This window comes from Klebsiella sp. Q11, from assembly GCF_964241505.1.
GTDB lineage: Bacteria > Pseudomonadota > Gammaproteobacteria > Enterobacterales > Enterobacteriaceae > Klebsiella > Klebsiella michiganensis.
In genome coordinates this window covers 74,301-99,311 of sequence record NZ_CAXSXW010000010.1, presented here as the reverse complement: position 1 = coordinate 99,311, position 25,011 = coordinate 74,301, and the positions used below count along the sequence as shown (strand labels likewise).

The 25,011-nt window shown below is 59.5% G+C and carries 27 protein-coding genes; 7 read left to right on the top strand and 20 right to left on the bottom strand.

What is annotated here, in order from left to right; translation table 11 throughout:
- The first annotated feature begins 112 nt into the window (after positions 1-112).
- The gene (gene cueO, locus ACESQ2_RS17685) at positions 113-1,714 is read left to right on the top strand and encodes a multicopper oxidase CueO (RefSeq protein ID WP_046877789.1); all 1,602 of its coding nucleotides are present in this window, start codon (positions 113-115) and stop codon (positions 1,712-1,714) included.
- 100 nt (positions 1,715-1,814) lie between these two features.
- Here the strand turns inward: cueO and ACESQ2_RS17680 are convergent, their stop codons facing one another.
- A complete protein-coding gene (locus ACESQ2_RS17680) occupies positions 1,815-4,205 on the bottom strand; it encodes a glucose/quinate/shikimate family membrane-bound PQQ-dependent dehydrogenase (protein ID WP_064405747.1) in 2,391 nt (796 codons plus the stop codon).
- 203 nt (positions 4,206-4,408) lie between these two features.
- Between ACESQ2_RS17680 and hpt the strand changes: the two genes are divergently transcribed.
- Positions 4,409-4,945: a hypoxanthine phosphoribosyltransferase gene (gene hpt, locus ACESQ2_RS17675; protein WP_014227950.1), complete on the top strand. Its 537-nt coding sequence runs from the start codon at positions 4,409-4,411 to the stop codon at positions 4,943-4,945.
- Between the two features lie 51 nt (positions 4,946-4,996).
- Here hpt and can read toward each other — a convergent pair whose 3' ends face one another.
- On the bottom strand, positions 4,997-5,659 hold the full coding sequence (gene can, locus ACESQ2_RS17670) for a carbonate dehydratase (protein ID WP_004098666.1): 663 nt from the start codon (positions 5,657-5,659) through the stop codon (positions 4,997-4,999).
- A gap of 107 nt (positions 5,660-5,766) precedes the next feature.
- Between can and ACESQ2_RS17665 the strand changes: the two genes are divergently transcribed.
- The 4 genes from ACESQ2_RS17665 (at position 5,767) to ACESQ2_RS17650 (ending at position 9,333) form a co-directional block, all read left to right on the top strand.
- Positions 5,767-6,693, top strand: a complete 927-nt coding sequence (locus ACESQ2_RS17665; protein WP_004098667.1) for an ABC transporter ATP-binding protein — start codon at positions 5,767-5,769, stop codon at positions 6,691-6,693.
- Entirely contained in the window at positions 6,690-7,460 is a 771-nt protein-coding gene (locus tag ACESQ2_RS17660; RefSeq protein ID WP_004098668.1) for an ABC transporter permease, read from the top strand. Before ACESQ2_RS17665 ends, ACESQ2_RS17660 begins: the two co-directional genes overlap by 4 nt.
- 121 nt (positions 7,461-7,581) lie before the next feature.
- Positions 7,582-8,022, top strand: a complete 441-nt coding sequence (locus tag ACESQ2_RS17655) for a PTS sugar transporter subunit IIA (RefSeq protein WP_032748011.1) — start codon at positions 7,582-7,584, stop codon at positions 8,020-8,022.
- 57 nt (positions 8,023-8,079) lie between these two features.
- Positions 8,080-9,333 carry a polysaccharide deacetylase family protein gene (locus ACESQ2_RS17650; protein ID WP_025106512.1) on the top strand — a complete coding sequence of 418 codons (1,254 nt, stop codon included), beginning with the start codon at positions 8,080-8,082 and terminating at the stop codon, positions 9,331-9,333.
- 1 nt (position 9,334) lies between these two features.
- Here the strand turns inward: ACESQ2_RS17650 and panD are convergent, their stop codons facing one another.
- The 9 genes from panD to thpR all read right to left on the bottom strand — a co-directional run bounded on the left by panD (position 9,335) and on the right by thpR (position 16,325).
- Entirely contained in the window at positions 9,335-9,715 is a 381-nt protein-coding gene (gene panD / locus ACESQ2_RS17645; RefSeq protein WP_004098675.1) for an aspartate 1-decarboxylase, read from the bottom strand.
- A 93-nt stretch (positions 9,716-9,808) separates the two neighbouring features.
- Positions 9,809-10,663: a pantoate--beta-alanine ligase gene (panC, locus tag ACESQ2_RS17640; RefSeq protein ID WP_032748013.1), complete on the bottom strand. Its 855-nt coding sequence runs from the start codon at positions 10,661-10,663 to the stop codon at positions 9,809-9,811.
- Positions 10,664-10,674: 11 nt separating this feature from the next.
- Entirely contained in the window at positions 10,675-11,466 is a 792-nt protein-coding gene (gene panB, locus ACESQ2_RS17635) for a 3-methyl-2-oxobutanoate hydroxymethyltransferase (protein ID WP_373171023.1), read from the bottom strand.
- Positions 11,467-11,585: 119 nt separating this feature from the next.
- On the bottom strand, positions 11,586-12,065 hold the full coding sequence (gene folK, locus ACESQ2_RS17630) for a 2-amino-4-hydroxy-6-hydroxymethyldihydropteridine diphosphokinase (RefSeq protein ID WP_025106514.1): 480 nt from the start codon (positions 12,063-12,065) through the stop codon (positions 11,586-11,588).
- On the bottom strand, positions 12,062-13,459 hold the full coding sequence (gene pcnB, locus ACESQ2_RS17625) for a polynucleotide adenylyltransferase PcnB (protein ID WP_071846143.1): 1,398 nt from the start codon (positions 13,457-13,459) through the stop codon (positions 12,062-12,064). Before pcnB ends, folK begins: the two co-directional genes overlap by 4 nt.
- Positions 13,460-13,510: 51 nt before the next feature.
- Positions 13,511-14,392 (bottom strand): tRNA glutamyl-Q(34) synthetase GluQRS, encoded by an 882-nt coding sequence (gene gluQRS / locus ACESQ2_RS17620; protein WP_014837424.1) that lies wholly within the window; start codon positions 14,390-14,392, stop codon positions 13,511-13,513.
- Positions 14,393-14,452: 60 nt separating this feature from the next.
- Entirely contained in the window at positions 14,453-14,908 is a 456-nt protein-coding gene (gene dksA, locus ACESQ2_RS17615) for an RNA polymerase-binding protein DksA (RefSeq protein WP_004098689.1), read from the bottom strand.
- Between the two features lie 164 nt (positions 14,909-15,072).
- On the bottom strand, positions 15,073-15,789 hold the full coding sequence (gene sfsA, locus ACESQ2_RS17610; protein ID WP_004098690.1) for a DNA/RNA nuclease SfsA: 717 nt from the start codon (positions 15,787-15,789) through the stop codon (positions 15,073-15,075).
- Complete coding sequence (thpR, locus tag ACESQ2_RS17605) at positions 15,789-16,325, bottom strand: RNA 2',3'-cyclic phosphodiesterase (RefSeq protein WP_014837425.1); 537 nt, start codon at positions 16,323-16,325, stop codon at positions 15,789-15,791. Before thpR ends, sfsA begins: the two co-directional genes overlap by 1 nt.
- Positions 16,326-16,397: 72 nt before the next feature.
- On the opposite strand from thpR, the gene hrpB reads away from it, so the two are divergent.
- Positions 16,398-18,827, top strand: a complete 2,430-nt coding sequence (gene hrpB, locus ACESQ2_RS17600; protein ID WP_373171017.1) for an ATP-dependent helicase HrpB — start codon at positions 16,398-16,400, stop codon at positions 18,825-18,827.
- 97 nt (positions 18,828-18,924) lie between these two features.
- Here the strand turns inward: hrpB and ACESQ2_RS17595 are convergent, their stop codons facing one another.
- Genes ACESQ2_RS17595 through gspG form a run of 9 tightly spaced genes read right to left on the bottom strand, consistent with a single transcriptional unit; the run spans position 18,925 to position 25,003 of the window.
- Complete coding sequence (locus tag ACESQ2_RS17595; protein WP_046877784.1) at positions 18,925-19,722, bottom strand: A24 family peptidase; 798 nt, start codon at positions 19,720-19,722, stop codon at positions 18,925-18,927.
- 2 nt (positions 19,723-19,724) lie between these two features.
- The gene (locus ACESQ2_RS17590) at positions 19,725-20,483 is read right to left on the bottom strand and encodes a type II secretion system protein N (protein WP_046877783.1); all 759 of its coding nucleotides are present in this window, start codon (positions 20,481-20,483) and stop codon (positions 19,725-19,727) included.
- A complete protein-coding gene (gspM, locus tag ACESQ2_RS17585; protein ID WP_032694397.1) occupies positions 20,473-20,958 on the bottom strand; it encodes a type II secretion system protein GspM in 486 nt (161 codons plus the stop codon). The genes ACESQ2_RS17590 and gspM overlap by 11 nt, the downstream gene beginning before the upstream one ends.
- Positions 20,951-22,144, bottom strand: coding sequence for a type II secretion system protein GspL (gene gspL / locus ACESQ2_RS17580; protein ID WP_224237264.1), 1,194 nt, complete (start codon positions 22,142-22,144; stop codon positions 20,951-20,953). The genes gspM and gspL overlap by 8 nt, the downstream gene beginning before the upstream one ends.
- Entirely contained in the window at positions 22,137-23,117 is a 981-nt protein-coding gene (gene gspK / locus ACESQ2_RS17575; RefSeq protein WP_014227974.1) for a type II secretion system minor pseudopilin GspK, read from the bottom strand. Before gspK ends, gspL begins: the two co-directional genes overlap by 8 nt.
- Positions 23,114-23,710 (bottom strand): type II secretion system minor pseudopilin GspJ, encoded by a 597-nt coding sequence (gene gspJ / locus ACESQ2_RS17570; protein ID WP_373171013.1) that lies wholly within the window; start codon positions 23,708-23,710, stop codon positions 23,114-23,116. Before gspJ ends, gspK begins: the two co-directional genes overlap by 4 nt.
- Entirely contained in the window at positions 23,707-24,072 is a 366-nt protein-coding gene (gene gspI, locus ACESQ2_RS17565; protein ID WP_009654631.1) for a type II secretion system minor pseudopilin GspI, read from the bottom strand. Before gspI ends, gspJ begins: the two co-directional genes overlap by 4 nt.
- A complete protein-coding gene (gene gspH / locus ACESQ2_RS17560) occupies positions 24,069-24,581 on the bottom strand; it encodes a type II secretion system minor pseudopilin GspH (RefSeq protein ID WP_025107367.1) in 513 nt (170 codons plus the stop codon). Before gspH ends, gspI begins: the two co-directional genes overlap by 4 nt.
- Positions 24,581-25,003 (bottom strand): type II secretion system major pseudopilin GspG, encoded by a 423-nt coding sequence (gene gspG / locus ACESQ2_RS17555; RefSeq protein ID WP_004098709.1) that lies wholly within the window; start codon positions 25,001-25,003, stop codon positions 24,581-24,583. Before gspG ends, gspH begins: the two co-directional genes overlap by 1 nt.
- Positions 25,004-25,011: the final 8 nt, after the last annotated feature.

Genomic DNA, 25,011 nt, shown 5'->3' with positions numbered 1-25,011 from the left:
AGCACACTTCGTTACAGTGCGCCGAGCTTTATTCTTACTCTTCTGCTTGACCTTCCTGTTGGGGGAGGGTTTAAGCTCAATTATTCACCAGCAGAATAAAAAGGATGTGAAAATGCAACGTCGTGAGTTTCTTAAACTAACCGCTGCGGTCAGCGTGGCCAGCGCATTGCCGCTATGGAGCCGCTCGGTTTTTGCCGCCAGCCGCCCATCTTTGCCTGTACCCGAACTGCTTACCGCCGACGCGCGCAATCGCATCTCGTTAATCATCCAGGCTGGAAAAACGCAGTTCGGCCCTCATCTGGCGACCACCTGGGGCTATAACGGCAATCTGCTGGGACCGGCCCTACAGCTTAAGCAGGGTGAGGAGGCGACCATCGACATTCATAACCGTCTGGCGGAGGAGACCACCGTGCACTGGCACGGTCTGGAGGTTCCCGGCGCCGTGGACGGCGGTCCCCAGGGCGTGATTGCCGCCGGAGGCTCCCGCACGGTGACCTTTACCCCAACGCAGCGGGCGGCGACCTGCTGGTTCCATCCCCATCAGCATGGTAAAACCGGCAGACAAGTCGCGATGGGGCTGGCAGGGCTGGTGCTGATTTCTGATGCAGAAAGCGAAAAGCTGCTCCTGCCAAAGCAGTGGGGAATTGATGATGTCCCGGTGATTGTGCAGGATAAAAAATTCACCTCAGCGGGAGAGATTGATTATCAGCTCGATATTATGAGCGCAGCCGTGGGCTGGTTTGGCGATACGCTGCTCACTAACGGCGCACTGTACCCGGAGCACGCTGCGCCTCGCGGCTGGCTACGTTTACGTCTGCTGAACGGCTGTAATGCGCGTTCTTTGAATTTCGCCACCAGCGATAAGCGGCCCATGTACGTCGTGGCAAGCGATGGTGGTCTCCTGGCTGAGCCGGTGAAAGTTAACGCGCTGCCGGTGCTGATGGGCGAGCGTTTCGAAGTGCTGGTGGATACCACTGACGGGAAGCCCTTCGATTTAATTACGCTCCCGGTCAACCAGATGGGGATGGCGATCGCTCCGTTTGATCGGCCGCAGCCAGTGTTACGCGTGCAGCCGCTGACTATCCAGGCTTCCGGTAAGCTGCCGGATGTGCTGGCCGCTATGCCAGCGCTGCCCTCGCTTCAGGGCCTGACTCAGCGTACTTTGCAGCTCTCGATGGATCCGATGCTCGATATGATGGGCATGCAGGCGCTGATGCAAAAATATGGCGACCAGGCCATGTCAGGCATGGACCATGGCATGATGATGAATCACGGAGATATGGGGAATATGAACAATATGAACCACGGTGACATGGGAAGCATGAATCATGGCGGCACGGCGCAGATGAAGCACGGTAATAAGGAGTTTGATTTCCATAATGCGAATCGGATCAACGGTAAAGCCTTTGATATGAATGTTCCCCTGTTTGCGGCGGCGAAAGGGCAGTATGAGCGGTGGGTGATTTCTGGCAAAGGCGACATGATGCTGCATCCGTTCCATATTCACGGCACTCAGTTCCGTATTTTGTCCGAAAACGGCAAAGCGCCGGCACCCCACAGGAGCGGCTGGAAAGATACCGTCAGGGTTGAAGGCGATGTCAGTGAAGTGCTGGTGAAATTTGATCACGATGCGTCGAAAGAGCATGCCTATATGGCGCACTGCCATCTGCTGGAGCATGAAGATACGGGAATGATGCTGGGATTTACGGTGTAGAATTCGCTTCCCGTCTAAGGGCGAGGCGTGTGGCTTGCTTCGATAGAAAAGAGAGAGACGTACCATAGAGAGAAGGCCCGGAAACCGGGCCTTCTGTTTTTTACTTCGCGTCGTCCGGTAAAGCATAAGCGACGATATAGTCGCCCATCTTCGTGCCAAACGAACCGTGACCGCCCGCAGAGATGACAACGTACTGCTTGCCATTCACTTCATAGGTCATCGGCGTCGCCTGGCCGCCTGCCGGCAGACGTGCCTGCCATAATTTTTCACCGTTGCTCATATTGTACGCGCGCAGGTAGTTATCCGCGGTCGCGCCGATAAACAGCACATTGCCGGCCGTCGAAATTGGACCGCCCAGCATCGGCATACCCATTGTGAACGGGAGCTTAATCGGCATCGGGAACGGCAGGCTATCCTGCGGCGTACCGATACGTTTTTTCCACACCACTTCGTTGGTTTTCAGATCCAGCGCGGAGATATAGCCCCAGGCTGGCTGTTTGCAGGGCAGACCAAACGGTGACAGGAACGGATTAAGCGTAACGCCGTAAGGGACACCGTACTGTGGCTGAATACCGGCTTCGGTACCGGAACCCTTGGCGTCTTTTGGCTGCTCCATCGGGTTACCTGGGCCGCGAGGGATCAGTTTTGAGACAAACGGCAGCGCCATCGGGTTAGCAATCGCCACCTGGCGGTTCGGATCGACGGAGATGCCGCCCCATTCGAACATCCCCAGGTTACCCGGGAATACCAGCGTGCCTTGTTCTGACGGCGGGGTGAAAATCCCTTCGTAGCGCAGCTGATGGAAGATAACGCGGCACACCAGCTGGTCGAACATGGTGGCGCCCCACATGTCCGCGCCGGTCAGGTCTTTCTTCGGACGGAAGCTCAGGTCGGAGAACGGCTGAGTTTTCGCGACGTAGTCACCTTTCGCCGCCCCTTGCGGAACCGGTCTTTCCGGCGCCGGGACAACCAGTTCACCGTTGCGGCGATCGAGGACAAAAATATTACCGGTTTTTGCCGGAGCGTAGATCACCGGCACGGTTTTACCGTTGACGTCGATATCCGCCAGCGTCGGCTGAGACGGCATATCCATATCCCACAGATCGTGGTGAACGGTCTGGTAGCTCCACGCCAGTTTACCGGTCGTCGCGTTCAGCGCCACGATGGAGCTGGCATAGCGCTCTTGTTCAGGCGTACGGTTGCCGCCCCAGATATCCGGGGTGGTTACGCCCATAGGCAGGTAGACCAGATCCAGCTTCGCGTCATAGGCCGCTGGCGCCCAGGAGTTTGGTGAATTCAGCGTGAAATGATGTTCATCATCAGGAATCGCGTTGGGATCTTTCGCGCCCGGGTCAAAGGCCCACAGCAGTTTACCGGTATTCACATCAAAGCCACGGATAACGCCCGACGGCTCGCGGGTGGAGAAGTTATCGGTCACGGCGCCGGCAATGACGATAGTTTTGTCGGTAATAATCGGCGGTGATGTTGGTTCATACATACCCGGCGTAGTGACAGGCATGTTGGTTTGCAGATTGAGAATGCCTTTATTGGCAAAGGACTCGCACAGCTTACCGGTTTCGGCATTGATGGCGAACAGGCGACCATCGTTGACCGGAAGAATGATACGACGCGGGCAGTCGGCAACCACATCCGCCGGCGCGTTATCCGCTTTGGCTTCATGATATGAAACGCCGCGGCAGGTCACGTGCTGGAAAGAGGGGTCAGCGTTGAGCTGCGGATCGAAATGCCACTTTTCTTTACCTGTGGCCGCGTCAAGCGCGAACAGGCGCTGATGAGCGGTACACAGATAAAGCGTGTCGCCCACTTTAATCGGCGTGACTTCATTGGTGATTTCACCCGGATCGTTAGGCTGCTTGAGATCGCCCGTACGGAAGACCCAGGCTTCTTTCAGGTTCTTCACGTTATCGGCGTTGATCTGCTTCAGCGGCGAGTAGCGCTGGCCTTCCTGATTTCGGCCATACGCCGACCAGTCGCCATCGGCTACGTCGGAGATGGGGGCTGCTGGCGTTGCATCAGCGCTCAGCGTACCGTTGACTTCCTGCGGGTCGTTGAAGCCGGCCCAGGTCAGGATACCGCCGCTAATCAGCAGGGCGACAACCAGCCCGGCAACGGCGCCAGAGGAGGGAATCGGCAGGCGGCGCCAGACAAACGGCAGGATAAGCCAGATGCCGAAGAAGACCAGAATGTCGCTACGCGGGGTCAGCGCCCAGAAGTCGAAACCAACTTCCCATACTCCCCAGATCATAGTGGCAAGCAGCAGCGCGGCGTACAGCCAAAGCGCAGAACGCTTGCCGCGGAACAGCAGGACGGTGACGCCAAGCATGACCAGGCCTGCGACAGGGTAGTACCATGAGCCGCCAAGAGCGACCAGCCAGGCCCCGCCCGCTAAAAGATACAGGCCACAGAACGCTGCAAAAAGAGCCGTCAGCGTCACGAGTAGCCGTGATTGTTGAGATTTTGTTTCTGCCATAGAAGGACACTCGTTTGTTTGTTAATTTTTTAACTGCAATTAATTATAGGATTTAACAAGTGTGATCGGAATCACAAAATGGGCTTTATTAATCACTGCATCGCATATTTCTTTTTACTGGTATACTGCGTGGCTTGCCGGTCAACGTCGGTGCAATCGCAGCGGCTTTGATGATTTACATTAAGAATCAAATGGTTAGTTTTATGAAACATACTGTAGAAGTGATGATCCCGGAAACTGAGATCAAAGCCCGTATCGCTGAGCTCGGTCGTCAAATTAATGAACATTACAAAGATAGCGGCAGCGAAATGGTGCTGGTGGGGCTATTACGCGGTTCATTTATGTTTATGGCCGACCTGTGCCGTGAGGTTCAGGTACCCCATGAAGTGGATTTCATGACCGCCTCGAGCTACGGCAGCGGCATGTCCACCACCCGTGACGTCAAAATCCTCAAAGACCTGGATGAAGATATCCGCGGTAAAGATGTGCTGATCGTGGAAGACATCATCGACTCTGGCAATACGCTGTCAAAAGTGCGTGAAATCCTCAGCCTGCGTGAACCAAAATCGCTGGCGATTTGTACGCTGCTCGATAAGCCAAGCCGCCGCGAAGTGAAGGTGCCGGTTGAGTTTGTCGGTTTTGCGATCCCGGACGAGTTCGTGGTGGGGTACGGTATCGACTATGCTCAGCGCTATCGCCACCTGCCGTATATCGGCAAAGTGACGCTGCTGGACGAGTAACGCGGAGTGTCTATCCCGGCTTATCCGGGATAGTTAAGAGGGGCGCGTGAATTATCTGTGATTGACGTGCTTGCTTTTAAGGTTGGAAATGCCCTGGCGATAGCGCTGCTCCAGCGTTTCGCGGCTGACGGCGGTCACGTCCAGATCGCGTAACATGCCATCGTGAATGCCGTAGGCCCAGCCGTGAATTGTCACCTTCTGTCCACGCTTCCACGCCGACTGCATAATCGTTGAATGGCCAAGGTTGTAAACCTGCTCCATCACATTCAATTCACACAGCGTATCAAGGCGGCGCTCTTCGGGCATTTCCCCCAGCAGCGAGCTGTGCTTAAACCAGATATCGCGAATATGCAGCAGCCAGTTGTCGATAAGGCCAAGCTCGGTATTTTCAATCGCCGCCTGCACGCCGCCGCAGCCGTAGTGGCCGCAGATGATGATGTGTTCAACTTCCAGTACGTCGACCGCGTACTGCACGACGGAAAGACAGTTCAGATCGGTATGAATCACCAGGTTGGCGACGTTACGGTGTACAAACAGCTCGCCAGGTTCCAGGCCGGTCAAACGTTCAGCGGGGACGCGGCTATCTGAACATCCAATCCACAGAAAGCGCGGCTTCTGCGCCTGTGCCAGTTTCTCAAAGAAACCGGGGTCTTCCTCCACCAGCATTTTTGACCATAGTGCATTGTTGCTGATGAGTGTATCTATATCGTTCATGGATGTTTACGGGCCTGTAACCAAGTAAGTGCGTTGCGCTAATATAGGTTAACCTCACATTTTTTAAAACAACCCATCGCGTGTCACGACACGAGAAGAGACATTTAATGACCATTGCTCTGGAACTAAAACAGCTTAAAAAAACCTACCCCGGCGGGGTTCAGGCGCTGCGCGGAATCGATCTGCAGGTTGAGGCGGGCGATTTTTACGCGCTCCTGGGGCCAAACGGCGCGGGAAAATCCACCACTATCGGCATTATCAGTTCGCTGGTGAATAAAACCTCCGGCGAGGTCAACGTGTTTGGCTATGACCTGCAAAAGGATGTGGTGAACGCCAAGCGCCAGCTCGGCCTGGTGCCGCAGGAGTTCAACTTTAACCCGTTCGAAACCGTGCAGCAGATTGTGATTCACCAGGCGGGCTACTACGGCGTCGAGCGCAAAGAAGCGATCGCCCGTAGCGAAAAGTACCTTAAACAGCTCGATCTTTGGGAAAAACGCAACGAACGCGCGCGGATGCTCTCCGGCGGCATGAAGCGTCGCCTGATGATTGCCCGCGCGTTGATGCACGAGCCGAAGCTGCTGATTCTTGATGAACCCACGGCGGGAGTGGATATCGAGCTGCGTCGTTCGATGTGGGGCTTCCTGAAAGATCTCAACGATAAAGGCACGACGATTATCCTCACTACCCACTATCTGGAAGAGGCCGAGATGCTGTGTCGCAATATTGGCATTATTCAGAACGGTGAGCTGGTGGAAAACACCTCGATGAAGTCGCTGCTTTCCAAACTGAAATCGGAAACCTTTATTCTCGATCTGGCACCTAAGAGTCCATTACCGGTACTGGAAGGCTATCAGTATCGTCTGGTTGATACGTCGACGCTGGAGGTTGAGGTGCTGCGTGAGCAGGGGATTAACAGCGTATTTACTCAGTTAAGCGCGCAGGGCGTACAGGTATTAAGTATGCGTAACAAAGCTAACCGTCTGGAAGAGCTGTTTGTCACGCTGGTCCATGACCGGAAAGGAGAATCAGCATGATGCAGCTTTATTGGGTCGCGCTGAAAAGCATCTGGACCAAAGAGATCCACCGCTTTATGCGTATCTGGATCCAGACGCTGGTGCCGCCGGTCATAACCATGACCCTCTACTTTGTTATTTTCGGCAATCTGATCGGCTCGCGCATCGGTGAAATGCACGGTTTCACCTATATGCAGTTTATCGTGCCGGGCCTGATTATGATGGCGGTGATCACCAACGCCTACGCCAACGTGGCGTCCTCCTTCTTCAGCGCGAAATTTCAGCGCAATATTGAAGAACTGCTGGTCGCGCCGGTTCCCACCCACGTGGTTATCGCCGGCTATGTGGGCGGCGGCGTTGCCCGCGGTCTGTGCGTCGGGATTCTGGTGACGGCGATTTCGCTGTTTTTCGTACCGTTCCAGGTTCACTCATGGATATTCGTCGCCCTGACCCTGGTGCTGACCGCCGTGCTATTTTCGCTGGCCGGTCTGCTGAATGCGGTGTTTGCCAAAACCTTTGACGATATCAGCCTTATTCCGACCTTCGTGCTGACGCCGCTGACCTATCTCGGCGGGGTTTTTTATTCGCTGACCCTGCTGCCGCCGTTCTGGCAAGGGCTGTCGCATCTGAACCCGATCGTCTACATGATCAGCGGTTTCCGCTACGGTTTCCTCGGCATTAACGATGTTCCGCTCGCCACCACCTTCGGCGTGCTGGTGGTGTTTATCGTCGCGTTTTATCTCTTGTGCTGGTATCTGATCCAGCGCGGACGCGGGCTTCGCAGCTAATTTAGTCAACCACGGCGCTTCGCTGCCCCGTTCAGCGAAGCGCCGGCAAACAATTTTGATTGTCATCACCGATATTCATCTCTTCCCTTGCTACATTGTTTGCCTGCTAAGGAGGTGGGCGATGTTAGGTTGGGTGATTACCTGTCATGACGAACTGGCGCAGGAGATGCTGGATCGTCTGGAGAAAAAGTTTGGGCCGCTGACGCAGTGTCGGGCGGTCAACTACTGGCGTAATCTCAGCAGCAATATGCTGAGCCGCATGTTGTGCGACGCGCTGCATGAGACGGACGGCGGAGACGGGGTCATTTTTCTGACCGATAATACCGGCGCGGCGCCTTATCGCGTGGCGGCGCTGCTGAGCCATAAGCACACCCACTGTGAAGTGATTTCCGGGATCGACTATCCATTACTGGAAAGCATGTATTTGCTGCGCCAGAACCTGAGCAGCGAAGCCTTCCGACACGCCATTGTCAGCGCCGGAGGCCCGGCGGTGAGCAGCCTCTGGCATCAGCAGCAAAAAAATCCACCTTTTCGACTACTGCATGAGCCGTACGGGAATTAAGCGTTGGTATTGATGAGGCTTTTGTTACAATGACGGCAGTTCTTGTCTACCGGCTCGATGCGCATGTTTGCCCGAATTCTTGCTTTACTCCTCCTTTTCACGGCGCTAAGCGCCTCTGCCAGCCTGTTGAGCCAGCAGGGTGTGCCGGCACGTTATATGCAAACGACCGAAGATGCGGATATCTGGGCGCAGGTTGGCAATCAGGTGGTGAGCGTCGGCAACGTGCGGGCAGGGCAAATTCTGGCGGTAGTACCGACGGCGGCGGATTACTATGAGTTTAATTTTGGCTTTGCGACCGGCTTTATCGATAAAGGCCACCTGGGGCCGGTACAGGGTAAGCAGCGGGTGGAGGATAGCCTTGGCGATCTGCATAAGCCTCTAAGCAACCAAAACCTCATTACCTGGAAAGATACGCCAATCTATGATGCCCCCGCCGTGGGCAGCGCGCCATTTGGCACCCTGGCGAATAATTTGCGTTATCCGATTATCAGCAAACTCAAAGATCGGCTTAATCAAACCTGGTTTCAGATTCGTATCGGCAACCGCCTGGCGTGGGTGAGCAGTCTGGATGCGCAAGAAGATAACGGCATCCCAGTACTGACTTATCACCATATCCTGCGTGATGAAGAAAATACCCGCTTTCGCCATACCTCAACGACGACTTCCGTGCGCGCCTTCAGCAATCAGATGACCTGGCTACGCGACCAGGGCTACACCACGCTCAGCATGTATCAACTGGAAGGCTATCTGCGTAATAAAGTGAATCTTCCGGCGCGTGCGGTGGCGATCACCTTTGACGATGGGCTGAAGTCGGTCAACCGCTATGCCTACCCAATCCTCAAACAGTATGGCTTTCACGCCACGGCGTTTATTATCTCGTCGCGCATCAAGCGCCATCCGCAGAAATGGGCGCCTAAATCGCTGCAGTTTATGAGTATTTCCGAGCTAAAACAGATCCAGGACGTCTTTGACGTGCAGTCGCATACCCATTTCCTGCATCGGGTTGATGCTGAACGTCATCCGATTCTCCTCAGCCGCAGCTATCACAATATTCTGTTTGATTTTGCGCATTCGCGGCGGGCGCTGGCACAGTTTAACCCCCACGTACTGTATCTCTCTTATCCGTTTGGCGGCTATAACGCTAAGGCGGTCCAGGCCGCCAACGACGCCGGTTTTCATCTGGCGGTGACTACGGTGAGAGGGAAGGTAAAGCCGGGCGATAATCCGTTCTTGTTGAAAAGGCTGTATATATTAAGAACGGATTCGCTGGAGACAATGTCGCGGCTGATAAGCAACCAGCCGCAGGGGTAGATCAGGCAACCTGCACCGGAATAGCTTTGGCCTGGCGCTTCATTTCGTTTTCGCCTTCGAAATAGGCCACTTTCGGCTGCCAGGTGCGGGCTTCTTCGTCAGGCATGGTGACGAAGCTAGCGATAATCAGAATATCGCCGACGCTTGCACAGTGTGCTGCCGCGCCGTTCACGGAGATAATTCGCGAACCGCGCTCCGCGGCGATGGCGTAGGTGGAGAAACGATTACCGTTGGTCACATTCCAGATATGAATAGCCTCGTTTTCAAGGATGCCGGACGCATCCAGGAAATCCTGATCAATAGCGCAGGAGCCTTCATAGTGCAGGTCGGCCTGCGTGACTTTTACGCGGTGGAGTTTGCCCTGCAGCATATTACGAATCATAACGTCTACCTTTAAAGCTTAACGATAACAAAGCGGACGTGACGCCCGCCTTGAGGAAATTCCAGGCAGTATTGCCCGATTTTTAACCCGTGTCTACCGAACGAGCGCCACTATCTGGTTGTCGATCAAACGCGCTTCGCCGAGCCATGCCGCCATCAGGATCACCGCGCGCTGGCTGTTTTCCGTCAGGTCGAGCAGCGTGTCGGCATCGCGGATCTGGATATCATCGGCGCGGAAGCCTTTTTCGTTCAGCTCCTGCGCGGCAATCGCGATAATCTCGTCAAGATTGCGCTCGCCGGCCGCCAGCTTCTCCGCCGCGCCATTCATCACCTTATACAGCCCCGGCGCAACTTTGCGCTGGTCTGCGCTGAGATAGCCGTTGCGCGAACTGAGTGCCAGCCCATCTTTCGCGCGCATTATCGGCACGCCGATAATCTCGATGTCGTAGCCCATATCGGCCACCATTTTGCGGATCAGCGCCAGCTGCTGGAAGTCTTTTTCGCCGAAGCAGGCGACGTCCGGCTGGATCAGGTTGAACAGCTTGCTGACGATAGTGGAAACGCCGCGGAAGTGGCCTGGACGACTGGCGCCCTCGAGCATCGTCGACAGCCCCGGAACATCCACGTAAGTCTGATTTTCGATGCCGTGCGGATAGATTTCCGCCGCGGCAGGGGCAAAGACAAAATCGACCTTACGCTTGTTCAGCTTTTCGCAATCGTCCTGCAGGGTACGCGGGTAGCGCGCCAGATCCTCGGCGCGGTCGAACTGCATGGGGTTGACGAAGATACTGGCCACCACCACATCCGCGCTGGCTTTGGCGGTATCAACCAGCTTCATATGACCATCGTGCAGGTTGCCCATGGTGGGAACCAGCGCAATGCGCTTGCCTTCCTGGCGTAAACGACGGATATGCTGGCGCAGCAGCGGCAGGGTTTCAATAATCAGCACAACAACACTCCTTAATGGAAACTGTGTTCTTCGCCCGGATAGACGCCGGACTCCACTTCGGCAACATATTGCCGTACCGCGGCGCGCATGTCGCCCGCTGTGCTCAGGAAATTTTTGGCAAATTTGGGAATATGGCCGCCGGTAATGCCGAATGCGTCATGCATGACGAGGATTTGCCCGTCGGTGACGTTGCCCGCGCCGATGCCGATCACCGGGATGGTTAACGCCTCGGTGATGCGTTTCGCCAGCTCGACCGGTACGCACTCCAGCACCAGCAGCTGTGCGCCCGCCGCTTCTAGCGCCAGCGCGTCATCCAGCAGAACTTGCCCGGCATCGCCGCGGCCCTGAATTTTATAGCCGCCGAAGACGTTCACCGACTGGGGCGTCAGACCGAGGTGCCCGCACACCGGCACCGCGCGCTCGGCGAGCATTTTCACCGTATCCGCCAGCCATGCGCCGCCCTCGATTTTGACCATATTGGCTCCCGCGCGCATCACGATGGCGGCGTTCTCGAAGGTCTGTTCCGGCGTGGCGTAAGCCATAAACGGCAGATCGGCGAGCAGCAGACAGTTGGGCGCTCCGCGGCGCACCGCGCGCGCGTGATAGGCAATGTCTTCTACGGTCACCGGCAGGGTGGAGTCGTGGCCCTGCACCGTCATGCCCAGCGAATCGCCGACCAGCATCACGTTGATACCCTCATCGGCAAACAGCTTTGCAAAGCTGTAGTCATAGGCGGTGATAGTGGCGAAGCGTTTCTTCTCCTGTTTGCATTTCTGCAGCAGGGCGATAGTGGTCGGTTTCATAACGTTTCCTGATGATGAAAGTCATTTTAACCGGCATTCTAGCAGCCGCATTCAGGGGGGCAATGGTTTTAGGCAACCGATTACCACGATCGCCGTAATTGCTAAAAAATGAAGGGGTATTACCAGCTCGCGGGTTTTTCCGCGCCGAGATTGGCCAGCACGTCGCGCAATGCCAAACCGTCGGGGAAACATAGCTCAGGCGCAATTTCAAACAGCGGCCACAGCATAAAGCCGCGGTTTTGCATATCGTAGTGCGGCACGGTCAGCCGCGGGGTGTTAATCACCTCATTGCCGAACAGCATGATGTCGAGGTCCAGCGTGCGCGGTCCCCAGCGTTCAGCTTTACGCGTGCGGCCCTGCTGCAGCTCAATGCGCTGAGTGTGGTCGAGCAGCGCCTCTGGGGCGAGAGACGTCTCCAGCGCCACGGCGGCGTTGAGGTAGTCAGGTTGATCCTGCGGCCCCAGCGGCGGCGTACGGTAGAAAGAGGAAACGCTTATCACCCGGCTGTCAGGAATCTCCGCCAGCGCGTTAACGGCAGCGTTAACCTGCTCCAGCGGCGAGGCCAGATTACTGCCGATAGCGATATAAGCGAGCGTCATGCGCTGCCTTCGCGGCGCGGCGCGCGTTTACGCGGACGACGATGGCGGCGGCGCGGAGCCGGATCGTCGCCTAAATCATCCAGCATATCTTTCTGATCCGGCGGCGCGGCGACCTGGAACTCGCCCCACCATTTGGTCAGACGCTGCAGTTCGCTGCTGTTTTCGGCGCCGGCGCGCAGCTCCAGCAGATCGTAGGCGGCGCGGAATTTGGGATGCTCCATCAGCTTCCACGCGCGTTTGCCCTGACGGCGGGACATCCGCAGCTGAAGCTGCCAGATATCGCGCACCAGAGTAGTGATGCGTTTCGGGATCGCCAGCGTGCGGCAGGCTTCGTCCAGCACGTCGTTCATCGCCAGCGCGAAGGCGTCGTAGTAGGCCAGCCCGCTTTCCTGGGCGATTTTCTGCGCGGTTTCCAGCAGCGGATACCAGAACATTACCGCGAACAGGAACGCCGGGTTAACGCGCATATCGTTGCGAATGCGGTTATCGGTATTCTTCAGCACCTGGCTGATGATGCGCTCCATCGGACTATCGCCGCGCTCGGTGAAGTAGCGGGTAATGGTCGGGAACAGCGGCTGGAACAGATTATATTCGCGCAGCAGAATATAGGTTTGATAGCCGTCGCCGGCCTGCAGCAGTTTTAACACCTCTTCAAACAGGCGCGCCGGCGGTACATCGTGCAGCAGCGTCGCCAGGCGCGGGATCGGCTCGGCGGTCTCTTCGCTGATGCTCATACTGAGCTTCGCCGCAAAACGCACCGCGCGCAGCATGCGCACCGGATCTTCGCGATAGCGGGTTTCCGGATCGCCGATCAGCCGGATGACGCCATCCTGCAGATCTTTCATGCCGCCGACGTAGTCGCGGACGGTGAAATCCGCCACGCTGTAATAGAGGCTGTTGATGGTAAAGTCGCGACGCTGGGCGTCTTCTTCAATCGAACCGAAGATGTTGTCGCGCAGCAGCATGCCGTTCTGGCCGCGCTGGGAGGTGACGCGATCGGTGGTGTGGCCTTCATGGTGGCCGCGGAAGGTCGCGACTTCGATAATTTCCGGCCCGAACATCACGTGCGCCAGGCGGAAGCGACGGCCGACCAGACGGCAGTTGCGGAACAGCTTACGCACCTGCTCCGGCGTGGCGTTGGTGGTGACGTCAAAATCTTTGGGTTTTTTGCCCAGCAGCAGATCGCGTACGCCGCCGCCGACCAGCCACGATTCGTAGCCCGCCTTATTGAGTCTGTACATGACCTTGAGGGCATTTTCACTGATATCTTTGCGGGAAATTGCATGCTGCTCGCGCGGGATAACCGTCATATGTAGTTGTTCGACGGCGGCTTCTGCCTCGCGCTCTTCACGGCTTAGCACCTTACGGCAAAAATTAGCGACTCGGGTAAAAATGGTACACCTCGTAGTGTCAGACGGACTTCAGGACAAAAAAATAGCGGCTAATCATAGCTCAGCAGAACGCATTTGAGAATGCTGGATTTGCTCCGGCCGCCAGTTCGCTACCGCGTACTTGAGTAAATCTTCAATGCTCAGCGTCTGCCATTCCTGAATGACATCCTGATTAAGAAACGTTAGCGCCCGCACAATTTCCGGGCGCGGATCGCCTGTAGATAACGCCGGAGCGTGGTTTTGCTTCGACAGTTTATTGCCCTGCGCGTTGAGGGCCAGCGGCAAATGGATATAGTCCGGCGCCTGCCAGCCAAAATGCTGATAGAGCGAAATTTGCCGCACCGTCGGCTCGATAAGATCGGCGCCGCGGACGATTTCGCTGACGCCCTGAAAATGATCGTCCACCACCACCGCCAGATTATAGGCAAACAGCCCATCGCGACGGTGGATAATAAAATCTTCACGCGCCAGAGGTTCGTCGGCGACGATCGTACCGCGTAGCTGGTCATAAAATTCAAGGACCGGACGCGTTTGCCGCAGGCGCAGGGCGGCGTTTTCCGCGCCGAGGCGTAAATCGCGGCAGTGGCCGTCGTAAAGGCCGCCAATAGCGTGGATACGCGCGCGGGTGCAGGTGCAGTAGTAGCAGAGGCCCTGCTCGCGTAGCCAGGCCAGGCGCTCACGATAGGCTTCGTGGCGTTTTGACTGCCAGAGTACCTCTCCGTCCCAGTGCAGGCCGAAGTGCTCTAACTGACGAAGAATAGTCTCGGCGGCGCCGGGGACTTCACGCGGCGGATCGATATCTTCAATGCGCACGCGCCAGATACCGTTCTGCGCCCGAGCCTGAAGATAGCTGCCAAGCGCGGCAATCAATGAGCCGAAGTGGAGTTCGCCGGAAGGTGAGGGGGCAAAGCGCCCGATGTAGTGGGAATCTGTCATCGTATGACTAAAGCATCAGGGCGGGAGAAAGCTCCCGCCAGAGATGCGTCAGCGAAGTGATTAGCCTGCCATCTGTTTTTCGCGAATTTCCGCCAGCGTTTTGCAATCAATGCACAGGTCGGCGGTCGGACGCGCTTCCAGACGACGGATACCAATCTCAACGCCACAGGATTCACAGAAGCCGAAATCTTCGTCTTCGACTTTTTTCAGCGTTTTCTCGATCTTTTTGATCAGTTTACGTTCGCGGTCGCGGTTACGCAGCTCCAGGCTGAACTCTTCTTCCTGAGCGGCACGGTCTACCGGATCCGGGAAGTTAGCAGCTTCATCCTGCATATGCGTTACGGTGCGATCCACTTCATCCCTAAGTTGATTACGCCACGCTTCAAGAATGCGCTTGAAGTGCGCCAGCTGGGCTTCGTTCATATACTCTTCGCCCGGCTTCACTTGGTACGGCTCCACCCCAGCGATGGAGAGAATACTCAGGGACGATGTTTTACGGTTTTGCCCTTCTTGCATGTTGCTTCTCCTTAACACGCACTATCGATCCCCGTGTTGGGGGAAAAATCAGGCCGCTATAAATAGCAGATGCTTTTCCGGATAGCAATTATCTAAACGTTACACTTGACAACCCTGTGAGGAAAAGCGTATTTGCGCTCGCGACCCGAATACTATTTAGCCGTTTATTTACCGGGGGTTAACACCACGGTAATCGGCTTATTCAGAGTCATCATCTCGGTAGAAAGTTCCGCCTTGTAGGCGAGAATTTCCACCCCCTTGTTTTGCGCCTCAATCAATAGCTGTGCGTATCTGGCATCAATATGATGCGCGGGTGAGAAACGGTCTATCGCCGAGTGCAGCACGGCGAACAAAATCACCGCCCGATCGCCCGCTGCCGCCACGCTCATCAGCTCCCGCAGGTGCTTCTGACCGCGTGCGGTAACCGCATCGGGGAAGTAACCGTATTCCTTTTCCGCCAACGTAACCGATTTCACTTCAATATAGCAGTTTTGTTGGTCATCTGCTTGTAACAGAATATCAATGCGGCTGCTTTCATCACCATACTTCACTTCGCTTTTCAGCGTGTTATAGCCCAAAAGCTCGGGAATATTTCCTGCCAGAATCGCCTCTTTTGCCAACGTGTTAGCACGTAGAGTATTAACACAAATTGTCGCGCCCTCTACGGTTTCAGTTAATTCCCACGTGTGGGCATATTTACGCTTAGGATTATCTGAGGTGGAATACCAGACGGTATCGCCCGGCGCGGCGCAGCCGGTCATGGCGCCGGTGTTGGGGCAGTGCAGGGTCAGCTCGCGGCCGTCGGGGGTGACCACGTCGGCGAGAAACCGTTTGTAACGTTTAACCAGGGTGGCGGACTGCAGGGGAGGAGTGAACAGCATCAGCTTTCCTTGTCGAAGGGATAACGTTCCAGCGCCTGATAGCGGGTGCGCCCGCGGCTAAAGCTGGATTCGTAGAGCACAAATTCGTTGACCGCAAACGCCCAGCTAAATCCGGGCGGCGGAATCGGCACCGCGTGGCGCGCGTCGCGCAGCAGGGTGATATGCGGATGAAACGGCTGCGGGCTCTGATAGCAGCCGCTGCGGGCGGCCTGGGCGCGCAGCATATTCGCTAATTGCAGCACTCCGCGCGGCGGCTGACGGGTGCCCAGCCACACCACCCGCGAACGCAGCCACTGCCCGGCATCGTCAAGCGTCAGGGTAAAGCCCGGCTGGCGGATCCGTCCGGCCATCGCTGACAGCGCCCGCTGCTTGTCCGCGCTCACCTCGCCAAGAAACGCCAGCGTCAGATGGAGGTTAGCCGCCGCCACCGGTCGACCCGCATCGCCGGGAAAGCTGGCGGCGCGCCAGTGCACGATCTGCTGCTGAACGTCCCCGGGAAGTTCAATGGCGAAAAACAGCCTTTTCGGCTCGGACATGATAGAGACTCGGTAATGAATTACCGGGATGCTACAATGCTTGCCCGCAAATGTTAACCTCCGGAGCGTTTCGTGTCCTCATTGCCGGTTGCCGCCGTCCTCCCTGAACTTCTTTCTGCCCTGCGGCATGCGCCGCAGGTTCTGCTTAATGCGCCAACCGGCGCCGGGAAATCCACCTGGCTGCCGCTGCAAATCCTCGCCGAAGGTCACATCAACGGACGCATAATCCTGCTGGAGCCGCGGCGGCTGGCCGCGCGTAACGTGGCGCAGCGGCTGGCGGAACTGCTGGGAGAGAAGCCCGGCGAGACCGTGGGCTATCGCATGCGCGCGGAGACCTGCATCGGGCCGAACACGCGCCTCGAAGTGGTGACGGAGGGCATTTTAACGCGGATGATCCAGCGCGATCCGGAGCTGAGCGGCGTGGGGCTGGCGATCCTCGATGAATTCCACGAACGCAGCCTGCAGGCGGATCTGGCGCTGGCGCTGCTGCTCGACGTTCAGCAGGGACTGCGCGACGATCTCAAACTGCTGATTATGTCGGCGACGCTGGACAATGAACGCCTGCAGCGGCTGCTGCCGGAGGCGCCGGTTATCGTTTCCGAAGGGCGCGCGTTTCCGGTTGAGCGGCGTTTTCTGCCGCTGCCGGCCCATCAGCGCTTTGACGAGGCGGTGGCGGTGGCCGCCGCGGAGCTGCTGCGCAGCGAAAATGGCTCAATGCTGCTGTTTCTGCCCGGGGTGGGAGAGATTCAGCGCGTTCAGGAGCGGCTGGCGGAGCGGGTGGCGAGCGATGTGATCCTTTGCCCCCTGTACGGCGCGCTGCCGCTGAGCGAGCAGCGTAAGGCGATACTGCCCGCGCCCGCCGGGATGCGCAAAGTGGTGCTGGCGACCAATATCGCCGAGACCAGTCTGACCATCGAGGGGATTCGGCTGGTGGTGGATAGCGCCCAGGAGCGGGTCGCCCGCTTTGACGCCCGCACCGGGCTTACCCGCCTGGTCACGCAGCGCATCAGCCAGGCCTCAATGACCCAGCGTGCCGGACGCGCCGGGCGCCTGGCGCCGGGTATCTGCCTGCATCTGCTGGCTAAAGAGCAGGCCGAGCGCGCGGCGGCGCAGGGCGACCCGGAAATTCTGCAAAGCGATCTGTCGTCGCTGCTGCTGGAGCTGCTGCAGTGGGGATGCCAGGACCCGGCCCAGCTCAGCTGGCTGGATCTGCCGCCTGCGACCAACCTGGCGGCGGCCCGGCGTCTGCTCACCGACCTTTCTGCGCTGGAAGGCGAGCGGCTGTCGGCGCACGGGCGCAAAATGGCGGCGTTGGGCAACGATCCGCGCCTGGCGGCGATGCTGACCGCGGCGGAGGATGCCGATAGCGCCGCCACGGCGGCTAAACTGGCGGCAATCCTTGAAGAGCCGCCGCGCGGTGGCAATAGCGATCTTAGCGCGGCGTTTGCCCGTCAGCAGGGTAACTGGCAGCAGCGGGCGCAGCAGCTGATGAAAAGGCTGGCGTTTCGCGGCGGTCAGCCCGACGCCGACAGCATCGCGGCGCTGCTGGCCTCCGCTTTTGCCGACCGTATCGCCCATCGTCGCGGCCAGGAGGGGCGCTACCAGCTGGCTAACGGGATGGGGGCGATGCTCGACGCCGACGATGCGCTGGGCCGCCACGAATGGTTGATTGCGCCGCTGCTGCTGCAGGGAAGCGCATCGCCGGACGCGCGGATCCTGCTGGCGCTGCCGGTCGATATTCACGCGTTGATTGAGCAGTGTCCGGCCCTGGCCCGGCGTTCCGATATCGTCGAGTGGGATGAGGCGTTAGGAACGCTGAAGGCCTGGCGGCGCACCTGTATCGGACGCCTGGTGATTAAGACCCAGCCGCTGGCGAAGCCGTCGGAGGAGGAGCTGCACCAGGCGATGCTCAACGGGATCCGCGAGAAGGGACTGAGCGTGCTCAGCTGGACGCCGGAGGCGGAGCAGCTGCGTCTGCGGCTACACTGTGCGGCGCGGTGGCTGCCGGAGGAGGCGTGGCCGGCCGTTGACGAGGCGTCGCTGCTGGCCTCGCTTGAACAGTGGCTGCTGCCGCAGATGGCGGGCGTCCATTCGCTGCGCGCCCTGAAGGCGCTGGACGTGCGTCAGGCGCTGCAAAACTGGCTGCCGTGGCCGCTGCGCCAGAAGCTGGACAGCGAGCTGCCCACGCACTATACGGTGCCGACCGGTAGCCGCATCGCCATTCGTTATCACGATGAAAACCCGCCGGCGCTGGCGGTGCGGATGCAGGAGATGTTTGGCGAAGCGACCACTCCGACTATCGCCCAGGGGCGCGTGCCGCTCGTGCTGGAGCTGCTTTCGCCGGCGCAGCGCCCGCTGCAGATCACCCGCGATTTAGGCGCCTTCTGGCAGGGGAGCTACCGCGAGGTGCAAAAAGAGATGAAAGGGCGCTATCCCAAGCACGTCTGGCCCGACGATCCGGCCAATACCGCCCCGACCCGGCGCACCAAAAAGTATTCGTAGCCGGAGAGTTCCCGGGTTGCGGCGTAAACGCCTTATCGGGGCTACCGGACCAGCACCGCCAGTAGCCCTGCTAAGCGCAGCGCGAGCAGGGGATGTTTTATACCTGGCTCCACAAAAAGATGCCGCCGCCCGCCAGCGCCAGCCAGGGGCCGAAGGCCAGAGGTTGTTCGAGCGAACGACGGGTTACCAGGCGCTGCAGCAGCGTCCAGACCAGACCGCTGGCGGAAGCCAGCAGCAGCGTCTGCGGCAGCGGCTGCCAGCCGAGCCACGCGCCGAGCGCTGCCAGCAGCTTGAAATCGCCGTAGCCCAGCGCCTCTTTACCGGTCAGCAGACGGAACACCCAGTACACCGACCACAGCGACAAATACCCGACCATCGCGCCAATGACCGCCTCCGCCAGCGGCGCGAAGGTATCGGAAAGATTGAACAGCAGACCGGCCCACAGCAGCGGCAGCGTCAGCCTGTCAGGCAGCAGCTGCGTTTGCGCGTCGATGGCGGCGAGGATCAGCAGTACGGACACGAAAATTAGCCCGCCCAGCAGCGGCATGCCCGGAGCCATCAGGTACCCCGCGAGTACAAACAGCGCGCCGGTCGTCAGCTCCATCAGGGGATAGCGACGCGAGATCGGCTGCCCGCAGCAGCGCGCGCGCCCCCTGAGCCATAAAAAGCTCAGCAGCGGGATATTGTCCCGCCAGGCGATAGGCTGACGGCACTGCGGGCAGAACGACGCGGGGAGGCAGAGATTCACCCCCTCTGCGCGTTCCATCATCAGCGGTAAACGATGGATAACGACGTTAAAAAAGCTGCCGAACGCCAGTCCGGACAGGAATAAAAAGCCGCCCCAGATTAACGGGAATTGCGCGGCGAACTCGGGTAACAGCGCGATATTTTCCATCTCTATTTTTTCTCCCCGGAGCGCCACTGCCCCTGCCACTGCCACGGCGTGCGCCCCTGCTCATCTTTGCGGCCGTTTTGCGCGAGCAGCAGCGTCAGCAGCGCCGGAGCCGTCTGGCGGGTCTGCAGCGTACCGTTAAACGTATAGCGCCCGTTGGGCGTCAGAACGCCCTGTCCTGCGAGGCTAAGCTGACGGGAGTCCTGGGTCAGGGCGACAGCCAGCGCGCCCGCCGGGGTACAGCTTAGTTTGCCGTTGACCTGGGCCAGTTCGAGCGACCCGGCGGGGGAGCTGAGCGCCGCGTCCCGCCACTGCACGGTGCTGGCGGTCATCTGTCGGCAACCGCCGGCGTTAAAGCGGGCCTCGGGCAGCGTCAGCACAACCTGACCGCGGGCCTCCAGCGGTATGCCGGATGCTAACCGCTGGCCGATCGTCCGGGCCGGCGCCGCGAGTCGTCCCTCGCGCACCACAACGTCGTTCAGACCGTGCAGCCAGGCCTGGCCGCGCAGGCCGGAGGGGTCGTTAAACGCGATATGCCAGCCGGGAAGCCACGACGAAAAGCCAAACTCCCAGCGTAAATGGGCGATGTCAAAACCGCGCCAGCTGGCCTGACGGGCTTCTCCTTGCCACAGGGTGCCCGTGGTTTCGCCGAGCCGCGCGCCGTCCGGTAGCGCCAGAGTGAGCAGCCGCGCCGGCGCGCTAAACAGCAGCCAGAAGAGATAGACCGCCGCCAGCAGCAGGGCGATAGTGAGTTTATTTTTCATCGCTGCGCTCCAGCACCAGCGTATTAATCGTCACCCAACCGGGCTGCTGCGCCACGGCGGTCACCGCCAGGGTGGCGGTGGTCATCCCCGCCTGCCCCAGCGCGTCCAGCCATGCCATCAGCGCCTGGAAATCGGCGGGCTGCACGGTAAGGCTCAGGCGGGAGCCCTGCGGCTGCAGGCGAACGATAGCGATACCGTGGCGGCCGGCTTCGCGCATAATCACCGTCGAGGGTTCTTCCGGAGCGGCAGAAGGTTTCCGCTGGTTAAGCTGCTGGAGAAGCGGGGTCTGCTGGCGCATCCACCGCAGGCTGGACTGCTCCCTGGCCAGCGTTTGCCGCCACTGCGCCTCGCGATTTTGCCAGGGCTGCCAGAAGGCGTAATAAATCAGGCCGATAATCAGCATGACGCCCATCCCCAGCAGCAGATGCCGTTCGCGGCGCGTACGCTGTTGCCATAAGGCGAGCAGGTTATCCATCGTTCCCCTCCAGCGTCAGACGCCCTTCAATACCGTCGGCGCGCGGCTTCATCTCGCCGGTCTGCACGCGAAACCCCGCCCGCGCCCGCTGGCTGAACTGCGCCAGGGCCTGCGATGAAACGGCGGATATCTCCAGCTGCAGCGCGTTGCGCCCGGCATCATAGCTCAGGGTGCGCAGGCGAATGCCCGGCGTTTCAGCGATGATTTGCTGTAGGGCGCCGAGCCGCGAGATGAGCTCCGGCCGGGCGCTCACGCTTTCCAGACGGCGCAGATGCTGCTGCATTTGCAGGCGTGGATTGACGAGATTTTTTTCCGCTTTGAACCACTGGCGGTAAAAATCACGACTGGCCTGCACGGCGGCGTCGGCCTGACGCGCCAGGGCGAGATGGTCGTGGAGGCGATTTCCGCTCCACAGCAGCAGTAGCGCCAGGGTTGCGACAATCGCCGGCCGCCAGCGTCGGGGCGTCGGCGGCCGGCGTTTCGCGGCAAAATTGCCCTGGCGTAAGCAGATTTTGCGCGCCTGCGGGTTGCTCGCCGCCAGCGCCAGCAAATCCTGCGCCGGGCGAGGCTGCCACGGCGCGGCGATATCCGGCGGCGGCGAGTAGCAGGCGATGGGCGCGAGGTCAGGCCAGTGAACCAGCAGTTCGCCGAGCCATGGGGTTTCCACCGCCATACCGCTGCACGTCTCGCAGCGAAACAGCCACTGTTCGCCGCAGCGTACGGCGCTCCAGCCGGTCGGGTTCTGCGGCAGGGTAAGGGCATCCGGCGTCAGGGCCAGCACGTTCAGTCCGAGCCCCTCGCACCAGGCCTGCCATGCGCGCATCTTCTCCCGCCCGACCACCGCCACGGCACAGTCGCTTTTATCCCGGTGGATCAGGGCAAAATGGCTCTCTTCGATCTCCGTTGCCAGCTGTTCTTCGAGTAAAAACGCCAGCGCCTGCTGCGCATTTCGGCGCGCGCCGGCGGGCAGGGTAACGCGATGAAACGCGCAGTCGCTGGCGGGCACCAGCACCCAGGCCGGATGACGCTGCGCCAGCAGGCTGAGCGTCGGGTCGCCAGCGTCAGGATGCCACTCGCCAGTCTGCGCCGCGTCGCCCGGCGCGGCCAGCCGCCATATCGCCGTCGCGGCATCGGGATTGAGGCGAATAATCAGCACGGCGGCGGAAAAAGTATGGTGGTTATTCATCGGCTACCCAATAGATTCCGTAGCGCCGCTGGACGACGCTGAAGGTTCGCCCCTGCTTTTGCAGGAGACTGCGTTGCTGATAGCGGGCGCTGCCCATCACCACGCTGAATGTGGCGATAAAGCGCTCGCTGTGCACCGCCAGCCACGGACGCGCGGCGGCGGTATCGGTTTTTTGTAATAGCGGCTGCGACAGGAAGGCGGCGACGCTGCTCCAGCCGGTGGTCGCGCGGGCCTGCAGCAGCTGCCGGGCTTCGACGAGGGTGAGTTCAGCGGGGAAGAGCGCCGCCAGCAGCGCGGCCTGAGCGGGCTGCAGGGTATTGACGTTCACCTGCAGCGTCTCGTCCGCCAGGGCGCAGACGTAGGGCAGCAGACGCTGATAGAGCGCGGCGTCCATCCCGGCCAGCAGACGCAGCTCGCTGACGTCCTGCAGCGGCTGATTGCCGGTCAGATAGCCGGGGGATTGCGCCATATAGACTTCGTCTTCCGCGCCGTTCAGCAGCGCCTGGCGATCGCTATCCACCCAGTCGCGCAGGGCGGCGGTCAGCTGTAAGGCGCGCAGCGGCTCGCTGCCGAGGTTCTCCAGCAGTCGGGTAAAAACCTGCGCGGGATAAGGGATTTCAACGCTTTCGTCGCCGCTGAGCTGGTTAATGGCGTTGAGGTTGAAGCAGGCCTGAGCGTCGGTAATCGTGGCGTAGATCTCGCCATCATTGACCGCAAAGCGGCGCCCCTGCTGGGCCCAGTTCTGCGCCAGATGGGTCTGGTTCGGCGAGTCGAGCGCGTCGCGTTGCAGCAGCGCCGCCGCCAGGGTTTCCGCCCCCAGCGCGTACCATTTAGCCTGCAGGTTATCGAGGGTAGTGGCGGTTTGCTGATACATCCGCGCGCTGCGTTCGGTCATGGCGCTCGCCAGCACCATCATCAGAGCGAGGATCAGCAGCACCATAAGCAGGGCGACGCCGCGCTGGCGGGTATTCATTGGCTGCCTCCCGACGTAAGCAGAAACAGCCGGCGGATCTCGCCGGACTGCTCCAGCGTCAGGGTGACTTCCAGCCCCTGCGGCAGCGTCTGCGTCTGCTGCCATTCATCCTGCCAGCGGCCGCTGGCGTAAAAGCGCAGGCGAAACGCCTGCACGTTGCGCTGCATAACGGTCACCGTGGGCAGACTACCGGGCAGCGGGTCCTGCTGGTCGTAGCTCAGACGCTCCAGCCGATCCCCGCGCAGGCGGTAGCTGACGTTCTGAATTTCCGAACGCGGCAGGATCCCCAAAGGATTGGGCCAGCCGTTGCGGTTAAAGGCGATCGCCCAGTCGTCGCTGCCGAGCTGAAAACGTCCGGCAAAAAAGAGGCTCGCGCTGTCGCGGCTGCGGCGGGGAATGATTTGGCTAAAGTCCGCCGCCATCTGGCTGAACGTTAGCTGTAACGCCTGCATGCGCCCGCCCTTATCGCGGGTGAGCGTATCGGCGCGCATCACGTTTTGCAGCACCGTGACCGCAGCGACGCTGAGCGCGGCGAGGATAGCCAGCGCCAGCAGCATTTCGACGAGGGTAAATCCGCGAGCGCGCTGGATCATGGCGGCGTCACGTAGGTGCGCAGCGAAGAGACGGGCATTTTATCGCTTTTGGCGCGGCGGACTTCAACGTCCAGCGCCCGCAGCTGCGGCAGGTCGGTCTCCACCCCCTGCCAGCGAATGTGCCAGCTGACGCCCGCCGCCTGCACCGTGGTTTCCGACCAGCTCAGCGCGGGCCAGCGATTTTCCAGCCGGAGCTGCACCAGCTGATTATCCGCCAGCCAGCCGGCCAGGGTTTTCTCCTCCATACGACCCAGCTGGCGGGTTTGCTGGAGCGTGGCCTGCATCACCGCCAGCCCGGCGAGGGCGAAGACCGCCAGGGCGACCATCACTTCAATCAGCGTCATACCGGCCTGCTTTTTCATGGCGCCTCCTGCGGTTCGGGCAGGCTTTCGCCGCGCGCATTAAACGCGATACCCGGTCCCTCGCCGACGGTCAACCGGAACGGCGTCATCTCACCGCCGGGAAAGATCAGCACATCGGGATTGTCGCCCGGCGTCCAGGCCTCGCCCTGCGGAAAAGTGAGATGCAGCGTGTTCCCGGCGACGCTGCCCGAGGTGGCGACGCGTCCGGCGCGCAGGGGGAGCCAGCGATAGCCGTTCCAGTCGTCGCCGGCCGGGGGCGGGTCGTTGCTTTCGCGGGGCTGTAAGACCAGAAACTGCCAGCGATCGGGATGCACCGAGGCGCCAAAAAACTGGCCGGTTTGCAGCCCTCGCTGCTGGACAAAGCGCAGCTGCGCCTCAAAGCGCGCCAGCGCCTGCGCCGAGCTATCGTCGCGCGAGGCGGGGAAGGCCAGCATCACCATGCCCGCGCTGACGCCGATCAGCAGCAAAATGAGCATCATCTCCAGCAACGTAAAGCCGCGCTGTCGCACTATTTCTTCCCGATTGTCCAGTTGCCGATATCGTCATTGCTCTCCGGTACGCCGTCCGGCCCGAGGCTGAAAATATCCACCTGTCCGTGCTGGCCGGGGCTCAGCAGCTGGTAATCGCTGCCCCAGGGATCCTGCGGCAGACGGCGAATATAGCCGCCTTCAGGATAGTTGCGCGCGTGCGGCTCGGCCGATGGCGCGCTGACCAGCGCCTGCAGCCCCTGCTCGGTGGTGGGATAGCGGCTGTTATCCAGTTTGTACATGTCCAGCGCCCCCTCGAGCGCCACAAGATCGCTGACCACTTTTTGCCGGTCGGCCTTTTCCTTGTTGCCCATCAGGTTGGGCACCACGAGGCTGGCGAGCACGCCGAGGATAACAATCACCACCATGATTTCCAGTAAGGTGAATCCGCGCTGTCGTTGCATATTTTTCT